Raw genomic sequence first — 12,856 nt, 5'->3', positions numbered from 1 at the left:
GTTCGTTTCGTTGTGCCTTTATTCTTTCAGACCGGCTTTTTCGTGTCAAACCGCTCTTTCGGAGCGACTTTCATCGATTTCGCCGACCCGAAGGGAATTCGGGCGCCCGTTTCCGGGACAACCCCTCTAACTTACTCCCTCGTTCGATTCGCGTCGAATCGAACGCCGCCGGGACACAGAGATCCCAACAGGTGGATCAAGTCAGTGGGGTGGCTCTGAGATCACGGCGGCTCCGCCGTCTCCCCCAGGCCTGGTGAACTTTATGAACACCGAGCCGCATCGTCAAATCGACCGCGCGCTCGCGGCCCTCGCCGGTCCGCCGGCCCTCCGGCCGGGGAAAGGGCGCCTTCCGACGCCTCCCACCGGCACCCGGTCCCACCCTCCGTGGACCCGGAGCGGGGACCCGACACCGGTGCTATTAGAAGAACAAGCGGATCGCCGGGTTTGTTCCCGGATCTCCGCCTCCACCGGAGAGCGCCCGCCCGGGCAGAACACGCGCCCCGGCACGAATGCCGTACCCCTCCGGCCCGTTCCCGTACCGGCGATGGGAGCCCTACGCGAGGGCCGCCCCGCCGCCCGGCGGCGAAGCAGGAACGGACCCGCGGCGGAGCAGGGACGGAGAGGCCCCTGTCCCCGCGGGGACGAAGCCGTGGCTCCGCCACCCGTCCAGGAATGTTCTTCGCGTTCCCGGGCAACCAGGAGACACGCGGAACGGTTCTCAAGGCCGTAAGAACGCTCACCTCCGCGTGAGCTTCCACACGAGCCACTTCTACACGGGGGGACACACAGGTGACGGGGAGAATGCGCGTGGCGGCCAGGCGTGCGGGGGTACGCCTGCTGGAGACGGCCAACAGGAGGCGCGCGCGGCGCGCGCCGGCGGCCGACACCGGAACGGTCCGGATCCTGCTCCAGCACGCCTACGGCATGGGCGGCACCATCCGGACGGTGCTGAACCTGGCAGGCTACCTCGCCCGGGAACGCGACGTGGAGATCGTCAGCGTGGTCCGCGCGGCCGAGCATCCGTTCTTCCCGATCCCGCCGGGGGTGCGGGTGACGTTCCTGGACGACCGGACGCGGCCGCGCGGCCCGGCCGCCCGCCTGCTGTCGCGCTTCCCGAGCGTCCTGGTGCCGAAGCAGGAGAACGTGCACGGGTCCGTCTCACTGTGGACCGACCTCCGCCTGGTGGCCTGCCTGCGGTCCATGCGGACCGGCGTGGTCATCTCCACCCGGCCGGGATTCAACCTGATCACCGCGCTGTTCGCGCCGCCGGGGGTGCTGACGATCGGCCAGGAGCATGTGGCGCTGGAGGTCCACGCCCCCGAGATGCGGCGGCTCATCAAACGGCGGTACGGCAGGTTCGACGCGTTCGTCACCCTCACCGAGGCCGACCGTGAGCACTACGCCAGGACGTTGCGGCACGACCCTCCGGCCCGCCTGCTGTGCATTCCGAACGCGGTCCCCGAGCTGGCCGGCGACGTCTCGCCCCTGGAGGAGAAGAGCGTGGCCGCCATCGGCAGGCTGGTGCACGCCAAGGGCTTCGACCGCCTCGTCAAGGCGTGGGCGCCGGTCGCGGAGGCGCACCCGGACTGGGTGCTGCGCATCTACGGAGGCGGCACGCAGAAGGCCGAGGAGCGGCTCCGCGCCAGGATCGAGAAGGCCGGTCTGACGGGCAGGGTGCTACTCATGGGCAGTTCGAGCGAGATCGGCGCCGAGCTGTCCAGGTCGTCGATGTACGTCGTCAGCTCCCGCTACGAGGGGTTCGGCATGACGATCCTGGAGGCGATGAGCAAGGGCGTGCCCGTGGTGAGCTTCGACTGCCCGCACGGTCCCAGGGAGATCATCACCCACGGGCACAACGGGCTGCTGGTGCGCCCGCAGAAGCCTGCGCTCCTGGCCGAGGCCATCTCGCGGCTGATCGAGGATCCCGGGCTGCGCCGTACCCTCGGCCGGAACGCCCTGCGTACGGTGCCCGCGTACTCCCTCGACGCGGTCGGGGCCAGGTGGGACGCGCTGCTCGACGATCTTCAGCGTACGGCGCGCGGCGGCGTCGAGACGCTCCCGGTCCGCGACGAGACCCGGGACGAGCCCCGGGATGAGATCCGCGACGAGGTCCGCGGCGAGGCCGGCGGTGAGGCCGACCGCACGCCGTACCCGATCGCTTCGTAGTCCCGAGGGGCCCCCTCGGCGCTCTCCTCGGCGGCGCTTCGGGGGACCCCGGCATTTTCCGGACATGGGCCCATGAAATCGTGAGAGAAAGCCCATGATCGGGAGTTGAAGATGACGAAGGCGCGTATCGGAGTCACCGGTCTGGCCGTGATGGGGGCCAACCTCGCGCGGAACCTGGCCCGGCACGGGCACACGGTGGCCGTGCACAACCGGTCGCGGTACCGGACCGACGCCCTGCTGAAGGAGTACGGCCACGAGGGCGAGTTCGTCGCCTGTGACACCCCGGAGGAGCTGGTCGCGGCGCTGGAACGGCCCCGGCGCGTCCTCATCATGGTGAAGGCGGGCGCGCCGACCGACGCGGTGATCGAGGAGTTCGCCCCGCTCCTGGAGCCGGGCGACATGCTGGTGGACGGCGGGAACGCCCATTTCCTGGACACCCGGCGGCGGGAGGCGGCGCTGCGGGAGCGGGGGATCCACTTCGTCGGCACGGGTGTGTCCGGCGGAGAGGAGGGCGCGCTGCTCGGGCCGAGCATCATGCCGGGCGGATCCAAGGAGTCCTACGAGGCGCTGGGCCCGCTGCTGGAGGACATCGCCGCCAAGGTGGACGGCGTGTCCTGCTGCACGCACATCGGGCCGGACGGCGCGGGGCACTTCGTCAAGATGGTCCACAACGGCATCGAGTACGCCGACATGCAGCTCATCGCCGAGGCGTACGACCTGCTGCGGCAGGTCCTCGGGATGAGCCCGGCCGAGATCGCCGACGTCTTCGAGGAGTGGAACCGGGGCGAGCTGTCGTCCTACCTCATCGAGATCACGGCGGAGGTGCTGCGGCAGGTGGACGCCGCCACCGGCCGGCCGCTGGTGGACGTGATCGCCGACCGGGCCGAGCAGAAGGGCACCGGCCGCTGGACCGTCCAGAACGCGCTGGAGCTGGGCGTCCCGGTGAGCGGCATCGCCGAGGCGGTGTTCGCCCGGTCGGTGTCCGGCCACACGGAGCTGCGGCGGGCCGCGCGGGACCTGCCCGGCCCGGAGGGCGCGCCGCAGGCCCCGCCGGCCGGGGACCGTGAGGGCCGCGCGGAGTTCGTGGAGGACGTACGGCGGGCGCTGTACGCGTCGAAGATCATCGCCTACGCGCAGGGGTTCGACCAGATCCGGGCCGGCAGCGCCGAGTACGGCTGGGACGTCGATCCGGGCGCGCTGGCCACGATCTGGCGCGGCGGGTGCATCATCCGGGCGGTCTTCCTCGACCGCATCCGCGAGGCGTACGAGCAGGAGAGCCCTCCGGTGACGCTGCTGACGGCGCCGCTGTTCGCCGAGGCGCTGGGCCTGGCGCAGGAGTCGTGGCGGCGGGTGGTGGCGACGGCGGCCGGGGCGGGCGTCCCGGCGCCCGGTTTCTCGACGGCGCTGGCCTACTACGACTCGCTGCGGGCGGGCCGGCTGCCCGCGGCGCTCGTCCAGGGGCTGCGCGACTTCTTCGGCGCGCACACCTACCAGCGGTCCGATCGGGAGGGGACCTTCCACACACTGTGGTCCGGCGACCGTACGGAGATCGAGGTCTGACCGCGGCGGGGACGGGCGTCTCCGGGTGAGGCCGGACGGCTCACCGCACGGGTGAGGGACGCCCGCTCCCACGGCGGACACCGGGCGACACGGCCCGAAGAGCGGACACCGGACGGCACGACCCGAAGAGCGGACACCGGACGGCACGACCCGAAGACTGGAATTCGCTGGAATTCCCAGGAGACTGGTGGAACTCCTGTTACGCTCCGTGCCGTGAGTGAATCATTGGACGCGTTGGAACGGCGGATCGCCGACCTTCGCGCCGAGGTCCGCCGCGCGGTCAAGGCCAGGGAGCACTCCCTGGCCCGGTCGCTGCGCGGCGAGCTGCGCCGGATGGAGCACGAGTGGGACCGGGCCGTCGGCGCCGAGGAGCTCCCGGCCCCCGAGCCGGAGGCACCGCTGCTGCCCATCCGGGAGCAGGTGCACCAGGCCCTGGCCCTGCTGGGCGTGCCCGCCGCCCCCAAGCTGATCGTCGCGGTCAACGACGCGTTCTTCTCCCGCGCGCTGCGCGGCTCCCAGTTCACCAGCCTGCGGCGGGACGAGGAGCGCTCGTTCCGGAGCGACCCGTACGCGCGGCCGTACTACCTGTGCTCGGCGCTGACCGACCGCCTCTCCCCCGCGCGCGGGCTGCTCGCGGTCAGCACGTGGGCGCCGGAGCTGCGGGTGCTGGGGCCGCTGAGCCCGCGCGTCGACTTCCTGACCTCCGCGGTGCGCGTCGCCGAGCACCTGGCCCGGCTGCCCGAGCCGCCGCCCGGCGCGGTGCGGCTGCTGACGCGGATGGCGCAGAACATCCCCGGCGCAGCCGAGGGCTTCGCGCCCGCCGACCCGGTGACCGCGATCCGCGCCGCGCGGGCCGAGCTGGAGGTGCACCGGGCGGCCGACGCGGCGCAGCGGGCAGAGGTGGCGGCGCGGGCGGGCAGGCTGCTGCCGGACGTGGAGCGCCTGTTCGGCGCCGCCGCGCTGGGCGCGTTGAGGGGGGCGGCCTGTTGAGGGGCAGGCTGGACGAGCTGCGCGGGCCGGTGCCGCCCCGCGCCCACGACGCCAGGGCCATCGCGGCGCTGGCCGCGAACCCCGGCTGCGCCCGCCGGGCGGTGCTGGACGCCGCCGGGGTGGACAAGGACCTCACGGCGCGGCACGTCGGTTTCCCGGCCCCGTTCGGCCAGTCGCAGTTCGCGATCACCCGCGGGAACGTCTTCGAGGCGCTGGTGAAGGAGAACGGCTGCGCCGAACTGCTGCGGCTGCTGCGCGAGCTGCTCGGGCTGCCGATCGCGCAGGTGGGCTACCAGGACGTGGAGAGCGTCGGCTCCCACCTGCGTCACTCCCACACGCGCGCCCTGATCGACCGGGCGGCGCGCGAGGGCGACGACGCGGCGGTCTTCTACGACCATCCGCTGCTCAGCCTCCGCATCGCCGGTCAGACCTCCTACCTGGAGCCCGACGTGGTGGCCTTCCAGGTCGGGGGCCGCTTCCACATCGTGGAGATCAAGTCGTTCGCGGTGATCGACGGCCAGGCCGAGCCGGAGAAGGTCGCGGCGGCGGCCCGGCAGGCCGCCGTGTACGTGCTGGCGCTGCGCGCGCTGCTGGCCGATCTCGGGCACGACCCGGAGCGGGTGTCGCACGACGTGGTGCTGGTGTGCCCGGAGAACTTCGCCAACCGGCCGGTCGCGACGCTGGTGGACGTGCGCAGGCAGCTCGCGGTGCTCCGGCGGCAGCTCGACCGGATGACCCGGGTGGACCACCTCGTCGAGGAGCTGCCCCCGGGAATCACCTTCGACCTGGCCCCCGACTCCGAGGGGACGCCGACCCGGCCGGCGCGGGAGGTGGCCGGCGCGCTGCGCCAGGTCCCTGCCCGGTACGCGCCGGACTGCCTGTCCACGTGCGACATGTGCATGTTCTGCCGTGACGAGGCCCGCTGCGGCGGCTCCACCGACCAGCTCGGCCGCCAGGTGCGCGACCAGCTCGGCGGCGTCCTGGGCGTGGACGAGGCGCTCGCCCTGGCCGAGGGCGCCGCGGAGCCCGCCGAGGGGCAGGAGGAGATCGCCCAGCTGCTCCGCCTGGCCCACCGCCTGCGTGAGGAGTGCCTCGGATGAGCACGCTGACGGCGCTGGCCCGCCTCAAGGCCGTCCGCGACGGGACCGCGCAGCGGATCACCACGGTCCGCCACTGCCACCTGGCCCCGCGCCCCATGGTGTTCGTGCCGCTCCAGCTCGCCGGGGAGGCCCTCGCCCCGCTGGGCGCCATGGTCGGCGCCGACCCGGATCACCCGCGACTGCTGGTGGTGCCCCAGCCGCGCAACCGCGATCTGCGGTTCGCCTTCGCCGCGGAGCTGGCCGAGGTGCTGCTGCCGTACGTCGAGGGGTTCGCCAAGACCACCGAGACGGTGGAGCGCAGGGGCGGCGACCCGTACGAGCGGTGCCTGGACGCGCCGCAGATCCTGGTGCCGAACCGCTCGGCGGCGGCCTTCGCCGGGCTGCTGGGCCGCTCCACCCGGTTCCGCCGGGCCGACGGCCCCTACCCGGTGCATCCGTCGGTGCCGCTGCTCGGGCGGTGGCTGACGTATTTCGCCGACCGGTCACGGCGGCCGGGGTCGTGCCTGATGATGTCGATGACGGAGGCGTTGTCGGCGCACTGGGCGACCGGGCAGAGCGCCCTGGAGGACGCCAACCTGGCGGCGCTGGTGGGGTGGATCGACCCGCCCGCCGGGATGGACGGCAGGCGGGCCGCCGAGGAGGCGGAGGACCCGCTGCTGTGGCCGCCCGCCGGTCCGGCCACCGACCCGGGGTTCGACAACGAGGTGCTCGGCCCGGCCGTCCGCGCCTACGAGGAGGCGCCGACCGCGCGGGCGGTGGAGCGCGTCGCCCAGGCGCTGCGCACCCAGCTGGAGCCGACCTGGCGGCTGATGTGGCGGGCGGTGGAGCTTCTGCGGGCCCTGCCGGAGGGCTCGCGGGTGGCCGGCCGCTGGGAGACCGACCGGGGGTCGTTCACCCGGTTCCTCGAACTGGTCGCCGAGGGCGGGCCTCCGCAGGCGCGCCGGGACGGCGCGGTCGGCGCCGCGGCTCGGCTGGCGGCCCTGGAGCGGGCGCGGGCGAGCTACGACGTGCAGCGCGCCTACGACGACCCGCTGGTGATGGCCGAGTACCGCCTGACCGGTGAGGCGTTCACCGGGACGGTCGTCTCCGCCGATCCGGAGAACACCGAGGGCGAGGGCCGCTCGCGCAAGCTGCGCCCGCTGGTCACGGTCCGCACCGCCGACCCGGCGCGGCTGACGCCCGGCGCCGTGCTCGGCAGCCCCGACCGGCGCGGCCACGCCGCCGAGGTCGTGGAGGTCGACGGCGACGAGATCACGCTGAAGGTGACCAAGGGGATGGGCCGCGGGAAGGTGGCCGCCCCCGGGGCGGTGCCCGAGCCGGGCGAGCGGGTCACCTACACCACGCTGACCGACGACTTCCAGTCCTCGGCGGCGCTGCCGGAGCCCGAGCGGACGCCGTGGACCCACGGCGGCCCGCCGGAGGAGTACGTGCCCGATGACGACGACGCGCGGGAGGAATGGTCGTGAACGTTCACCGGGGGACGCCGGGGGCGCGCCGCACGGGGGTGCTCGGGGTGGTGCCGGAGGCGCGCCCGGAGGCGCTGCCGTACGGCCCGGCCGGGGCGCGCGGCGCGGTTCCCGTCGTGTCGCCGCAGCGGGAGGCGGCGGCCGTGGTCGAGGCGGTGCTGGCCGACCTGCCGCGCCACCGGGGCGTGGTGGTCGACTCCCCGCCCGGGGCGGGCAAGTCGACGCTGGTGGTCCGGGCGGCCGGGCACATCGCGGAGACCGGCGAGCCGCTGATGATCGTCGCGCAGACCAACGAGCAGGTCGACGACCTGGTGGACCGGCTGGCGACCGAGCACCCTGACCTGACGATCGGCCGGTTGTCGGCGAGCGGCTACGTCACGCCGGGCCGCGTCCTGGGCCATCCCAACGTGTCGGTGGCGGGCAAGCTGCCCGACCTGGGGGATCCGGCGGTGGTGGTGGCCACCGCGGACAAGTGGGCCTGGATCGGCGACCGCACCTGGCCGTGGGCGATCGTGGACGAGGCGTACCAGATGCGCTCGGACAAGCTGCTGCGCATCGCCTCGCTGTTCGAGCGGGCGTTGTTCGTGGGCGACCCGGGGCAGCTCGACCCGTTCTCGATCGTGGACGGCGACCGCTGGGCGGGGTTGTCGTGGGACCCGGTGCAGAGCGCGGTCTCGGTGCTGCTGCGGCACAACCCCGACCTGCCGGTGCACCGGCTGCCGGTGTCCTGGCGGCTGCCCGCCTCGGCGGCGCCGGTGGTGTCGGAGGCGTTCTACCCGTTCACCGGGTTCCGCGCCGGGACCGGCGACGCCGACCGGGCGCTGGAGCTGACCGTGAACGGCATGCGCACCTCCTACGACCGGGCGCTGGAGGAGGCGGCGGCCTCGGGGTGGGCGCTGTACGAGCTGCCGAGCCGCCACACGGTGCGCACCGACGCCGAGGCGGTGCGGGCGGTGGCGGTGCTGGCGGTGCGGCTGCTGCAGCGGGCGCCGGTGGCGCACTCGGAGCGGGGCAGCCACCGGGTCACGGCCGACCGGATCGCCGTCGGCGCGGCGCACCGCGACCAGGTCGCCGCGATCCGCGCCGCCGGGGTGCCCGAGGAGATCACGGTGGACACCGCCAACCGGCTGCAGGGCCGGGAGTACGACGTGACGATCGTGCTGCACCCGCTGTCGGGCCGCCGCGACGCCACGGCGTTCCACCTGGAGTCGGGGCGGCTGTGCGTGCTGGCCTCGCGGCACCGGCACGCCTGCGTGGTGGTGGCCAGGGCGGGCATCCCCGAACTGCTGGACGCCCACCCGTCGGCCGAGCCGGTGCAGCTCGGGGTGCCGGTGAAGTTCCCCGACGGGTGGGAGGCCAACCAGGCGGTGCTGGCGCACCTGGCCAAGCACCGGGTGGCCGCCGACCACTGAGGGTCCGGCTCACGGCGCGCGGGTGGGCACGGGCGCTTCGAGACACGGTCTTTCCCGGGTACGGCGCGACCGTGCCGTACCCGGGGACGGTCAGAGGGTCCGCCGCCAGACGTCGATGGCCAGCACCTGGCGCATGCCCACCGACAGGTACAGGTCCAGGGCGGGGGTGACGTTGCCCGCGTCCACGTGGAGGTAGGTGCCGATCCGGCCGCGCCGTACGTCGTCGGCGAAGGCGGTGCGCAGCATGAACCGGCCCAGGCCGCGCCCCCGGAAGGCGGGCGGTACGGCGAGCCGGCGGACATAGCCGCAGTTCTCGTCGCCGGCGAAGGCGTCGGTGCCCAGGAGCATCGCCACCGGCTCGCCGTCGAGCCGGGCGACGGCGAGCTGCGCCCAGTCGGTGCCGGCGGAGGAGCCGAGCTCGGCGTGCCACTCGTCGTAGTCCTTGGGGGCGAACCCGAAGTGCCGGGCGAATCCGGCCTGCTCGACGGCGTGGGCCTGGCGGCGCACCTCCTCGGTGGTGCCCCGGTGGACCGTCACGCCGGGCGGCGGCTCCGGCGGGGCGAGGGACGGGCCGTGGTCGGCCCGGAGCCGGATGAAGCTGGTGGCGTGGGCGAAGCCGCGGGCGGTGGCGAGGGCGCGCTTACCGCTGTCCTCGCGGTACATGGCGATGTCGGTCACGGCGTGGTCGTGGCCGAGGCCGGCGGCGATGCGGCGGGCGCGGTCGAGGACGGTGTCCCACAGGCGGCCGGTCAGCTCGGGGGCCGCGGGGTGGACGACCACGTCGATCTCCACGGCGCCGCCGTCGCCCCTGCGGCAGGCCCAGGCCCAGGCGACCAGGCGCCCGGAGGGGTCGTGGACGAGCCAGCCGTCGGCGGCCGGGTCGAAGGAGGGGTCGTTCAGCTGGTCGGCGACGTCGTCCAGGGTCATGTCGGCCTTGCCGATCACCTGGATGTCGCACAGGGAGATCAGTTCGTGGACGGCCCCGGCGTCGTCGGCCGTGGGCCGCCGGGTGGTGTACCCGGCGGCCGTGACGGCCGGCGCGGCGGGCGCGGCGGCGCGGCCGGGCCCGTGGACGGGGGGCGCTTCGAGGGTGTCTTCCATGTCCCCGAGTGTGTCCGGCCCGACTTGCCTCCGGCTGGGCCGTGGCTTGGCGCCCGTCCCGGTCCCTACTCCAGGACGGGGGCCGGGGTCTTGGTCTCCTCGGCCGGGCCGCCCTGCTCGGGGGCGCCGCGCAGCGGGATCTCCTTGACGAAGACGGCCAGTACCGGCACCAGGACCGCGAAGAAGATCGCCCACCAGAAGACGCCGGCGATCGAGGAGGCCAGCGAGTCCAGGAAGCCGACCCGCACCTGGGCCGGGAGGTGGGCCAGGGTGGCGGCGTCGGCCCGGCCGCCGCCGCCGGCGAGCTGGGCTCCGGCGGGGCCGAGCTTCTGGGTCAGGCTGTCGGACAGGTGGTGGTTGAAGATGGCGCCGAACAGGGAGACGCCGAACGAGCCGCCGATGGACCGGAAGAAGGTCGCGGCGCTGCTGGAGACGCCCAGGTCCTTCTGCTCCACGCTGTTCTGGGCGATCAGCATGGTGGTCTGCATCAGGAAGCCCATGCCGAGGCCGAGCACCGCGATGAACACGCCGGTCTGCCAGGTGGGGGTCTGCGCGTCCATCAGGGAGAGCAGCCACATCGCGAACGCCATGATCACGCCGCCGATGACCGGGTAGACCTTGTACTTGCCGGTCTTGGTGATGGCCTGGCCGACGAACAGCGAGATCACCATGGACGAGGCCATCATCGGCAGCAGGAGCAGGCCGGAGTTGGTGGCCGTGGCGCCCTGGACCGTCTGCTGGAACAGCGGCAGGAAGGTGATGGCGCCGAACATCGCGAAGCCGAGCAGGAAGCCGATCAGCGAGATCAGCGTGAAGTTGCGGTTGCGGAACAGCTGGAGCGGCATGATCGGCTCGGCGGCGCGGCGCTCCACCGGGATGAACAGCACCAGGGTCACCAGGGCCGTCACGGCCAGGCCGATGATCTGCGGCGAGTCCCAGGCGTAGTCGTTGCCGCCCCAGGTGGTGATGAGGACCAGCGCGGTGATGCCGATGGACAGCAGGACCGCGCCGAGCCAGTCGATGCGGTGCTCGGTGCGCAGCTTGGGCAGCTTCAGCGTGACCATCAGCAGCGCCAGGGCGACGAACCCGACGGGCAGGTTGACGTAGAAGGCCCAGCGCCAGTCGAGGTGGTCGGTGATGAAGCCGCCGACGAGCGGTCCGGCGATCATGGCCAGCGACATGACGCCGGCCATGATGCCCTGGTACTGGCCGCGCTCACGCGGCGGGACGAGGTCTCCGACGATGGCCATGGCGTTGACCATGAGGCCGCCGCCGCCGAGGCCCTGGAGCGCGCGGAAGGCGATGAGCTGCGCCATGCCGTCCTCGGGGCCGCCCAGCAGGTCGGATCCGGCCATGCCGCACAGCACCGAGCCGACCATGAAGATGACGATGGAGGCGATGAAGATGTTCTTCCTGCCGTACAGGTCGCCGATCTTCCCCCAGATGGGGGTCGAGACGGTCGTGCCGAGGACGTAGGCGGTGACCACCCACGACAGGTGCGACAGGCCCCCCAGTTCCCCCACGATGCGGGGCATCGCCGTACCGACGATCATGTTGTCGAGCATCGCGAGGATGATGGCGAGCATCAGCCCCGGTAAGACGACCATCACCTCGCGCCGTCGCCCTGGCGCGACCGTGGTCTCCGTCATTTCTCCAGCCCCCTAAAGATCTTGCTTACTTGCCGTCCGGCTAGTGTCGGATATGATGGGAATGTAGGACGATCACTTACCGGCCGTCAAGTCAATTCCGCCGCAAAGGGAACCATGAGCGAACACGCCGACACCCGCACCCGCATCCAGGAGACCGCCCTCCGGCTCTTCACCGAGCAGGGCTACGAGGCCACCTCTCTCCGGGAGATAGCGGAGGCCCTCGGCGTGACCAAGGCGGCACTCTACTACCACTTCAAGAGCAAGGAAGAGATCGTCACCAGCCTCGTGGAGGACCGGATCCGCACGCTGGAGGAGCTGATCGCCTGGGCCGGGAAGCAGCCCCGCACCGAGGAGAGCCGCCGTGACCTGGTCCGCCGCTACTCCGCGGACCTGCACCGGGGCAAGCACCGGGAGGTCATGCGTTTCTTCGAGCGCAACCAGACCGCGCTCAAGGGCCACCCGGTCATGCAGCAGATGCACGAGCGGATGTTCAGCCTGTTCGACTTCCTCATCGAGCCCGGCGACCCGCCCGCGACCCGGCTGAAGAGCGCGATGGCGCTGTTCGCCCTGCACGCGGCCTGGTTCGTCCTGCGGGACGAGACGCTCACCGAGGACGAGCGCCGGACGGCGGCGCTGGATGTCGCCCTCGACCTCGTCCGGCACTGAGCCCGGCACGCTGAGCCCGCGCCGGACCCGCCGCCGAGTCCGTCGCCCGCGCACCTCCGGGCGCCTCGGAGCGCCTCGGAGCGCCCGTCATCGCCCCGCCGCGGCTCGCATGGATACCCATGACCGGGGCATGGGCCCCTTGAAGCCCAAGAAAGCACGTCAAAGGGGGGCACCATGCTCAACAACAAGACGATCGCGTTCCTCGTCGCCCCGGAGGGCATCGAGCAGGTCGAGCTCACCGAGCCGTGGAGGGCGGTCGAGCAGGCGGGTGGCACGCCCAAACTGATCTCCACCGAGGCGGGTGAGGTCCAGGCGTTCAACCACCTCGACAAGGCCGACAGGTTCCCGGTCGACGGGACGACCGGCGACGTCCGGGCCGCCGACTTCGACGGGCTGGTGCTGCCGGGCGGCGTCGCCAACCCCGACTTCCTGCGGACGGTCCCGGAGGCCGTACGGTTCGTCAAGGAGTTCTTCGAGTCGGGCAAGCCGGTGGCGGCGATCTGCCACGCGCCCTGGACGATGATCGAGGCCGACGTGGTACGGGGCCGGATGCTCACCTCCTGGCCCAGCCTCCAGACGGACCTGCGCAACGCGGGGGCCACCTGGGAGGACAAGGAGGTCGTCGTGTGCACCGGAGGGCCCAACACCCTGGTCACCAGCCGCAAGCCCGACGATCTCAAGGCCTTCTGCCAGGCCGCGATGGACGTCTTCTCCGCCTAGCCGTCCCGGCCACCCGGTCAGGAGAG

10 protein-coding genes are annotated in these 12,856 nt (G+C 72.8%); 8 read left to right on the top strand and 2 right to left on the bottom strand.

Annotation, left to right across the window (positions count from 1 at the left end):
- Positions 1-801: 801 nt before the first annotated feature.
- From IEZ10_RS36215 to IEZ10_RS36190, 6 genes are all read left to right on the top strand, one after another.
- Positions 802-2,166, top strand: a complete 1,365-nt coding sequence (locus tag IEZ10_RS36215; protein ID WP_189251033.1) for a glycosyltransferase family 4 protein — start codon at positions 802-804, stop codon at positions 2,164-2,166.
- Between the two features lie 111 nt (positions 2,167-2,277).
- The gene (gene gnd / locus IEZ10_RS36210; RefSeq protein ID WP_189251023.1) at positions 2,278-3,726 is read left to right on the top strand and encodes an NADP-dependent phosphogluconate dehydrogenase; all 1,449 of its coding nucleotides are present in this window, start codon (positions 2,278-2,280) and stop codon (positions 3,724-3,726) included.
- A 213-nt stretch (positions 3,727-3,939) separates the two neighbouring features.
- Entirely contained in the window at positions 3,940-4,716 is a 777-nt protein-coding gene (locus IEZ10_RS36205) for a hypothetical protein (RefSeq protein WP_189251022.1), read from the top strand.
- On the top strand, positions 4,713-5,816 hold the full coding sequence (locus IEZ10_RS36200) for a hypothetical protein (RefSeq protein ID WP_229812012.1): 1,104 nt from the start codon (positions 4,713-4,715) through the stop codon (positions 5,814-5,816). The genes IEZ10_RS36205 and IEZ10_RS36200 overlap by 4 nt, the downstream gene beginning before the upstream one ends.
- Positions 5,813-7,282, top strand: coding sequence for a hypothetical protein (locus IEZ10_RS36195; protein WP_189251021.1), 1,470 nt, complete (start codon positions 5,813-5,815; stop codon positions 7,280-7,282). Before IEZ10_RS36200 ends, IEZ10_RS36195 begins: the two co-directional genes overlap by 4 nt.
- Entirely contained in the window at positions 7,279-8,694 is a 1,416-nt protein-coding gene (locus tag IEZ10_RS36190; RefSeq protein ID WP_229812011.1) for an AAA family ATPase, read from the top strand. Before IEZ10_RS36195 ends, IEZ10_RS36190 begins: the two co-directional genes overlap by 4 nt.
- 90 nt (positions 8,695-8,784) lie before the next feature.
- Here the strand turns inward: IEZ10_RS36190 and IEZ10_RS36185 are convergent, their stop codons facing one another.
- Both IEZ10_RS36185 and IEZ10_RS36180 read right to left on the bottom strand, forming a co-directional pair.
- The gene (locus IEZ10_RS36185; protein ID WP_189251020.1) at positions 8,785-9,795 is read right to left on the bottom strand and encodes a GNAT family N-acetyltransferase; all 1,011 of its coding nucleotides are present in this window, start codon (positions 9,793-9,795) and stop codon (positions 8,785-8,787) included.
- Positions 9,796-9,860: 65 nt separating this feature from the next.
- The gene (locus IEZ10_RS36180; RefSeq protein ID WP_189251019.1) at positions 9,861-11,444 is read right to left on the bottom strand and encodes an MDR family MFS transporter; all 1,584 of its coding nucleotides are present in this window, start codon (positions 11,442-11,444) and stop codon (positions 9,861-9,863) included.
- Positions 11,445-11,558: 114 nt separating this feature from the next.
- On the opposite strand from IEZ10_RS36180, the gene IEZ10_RS36175 reads away from it, so the two are divergent.
- Positions 11,559-12,110 carry a TetR/AcrR family transcriptional regulator gene (locus IEZ10_RS36175; protein WP_189251018.1) on the top strand — a complete coding sequence of 184 codons (552 nt, stop codon included), beginning with the start codon at positions 11,559-11,561 and terminating at the stop codon, positions 12,108-12,110.
- A gap of 174 nt (positions 12,111-12,284) precedes the next feature.
- On the top strand, positions 12,285-12,830 hold the full coding sequence (locus IEZ10_RS36170) for a type 1 glutamine amidotransferase domain-containing protein (RefSeq protein ID WP_189251017.1): 546 nt from the start codon (positions 12,285-12,287) through the stop codon (positions 12,828-12,830).
- Positions 12,831-12,856: the final 26 nt, after the last annotated feature.

It is taken from the genome of Streptosporangium pseudovulgare (genome assembly GCF_014648055.1).
GTDB classification, from domain to species: Bacteria; Actinomycetota; Actinomycetes; order Streptosporangiales; family Streptosporangiaceae; genus Streptosporangium; species Streptosporangium pseudovulgare.
The sequence above is the reverse complement of the archived record's forward strand: the minus strand, read 5'-3'. Positions and strand labels throughout refer to the sequence as shown.

Bases quoted from the DNA above. Each gene is read 5' to 3' on its own strand.
- IEZ10_RS36175 (WP_189251018.1), top strand. From the start codon at position 11,559: ATGAGCGAACACGCCGACACCCGCACCCGCATCCAGGAGACCGCCCTC.
- IEZ10_RS36185 (WP_189251020.1), bottom strand. From the start codon at position 9,795: ATGGAAGACACCCTCGAAGCGCCCCCCGTCCACGGGCCCGGCCGCGCC.
- IEZ10_RS36215 (WP_189251033.1), top strand. From the start codon at position 802: ATGCGCGTGGCGGCCAGGCGTGCGGGGGTACGCCTGCTGGAGACGGCC.
- IEZ10_RS36195 (WP_189251021.1), top strand. From the start codon at position 5,813: ATGAGCACGCTGACGGCGCTGGCCCGCCTCAAGGCCGTCCGCGACGGG.
- IEZ10_RS36170 (WP_189251017.1), top strand. From the start codon at position 12,285: ATGCTCAACAACAAGACGATCGCGTTCCTCGTCGCCCCGGAGGGCATC.
- gnd (WP_189251023.1), top strand. From the start codon at position 2,278: ATGACGAAGGCGCGTATCGGAGTCACCGGTCTGGCCGTGATGGGGGCC.
- IEZ10_RS36180 (WP_189251019.1), bottom strand. From the start codon at position 11,444: ATGACGGAGACCACGGTCGCGCCAGGGCGACGGCGCGAGGTGATGGTC.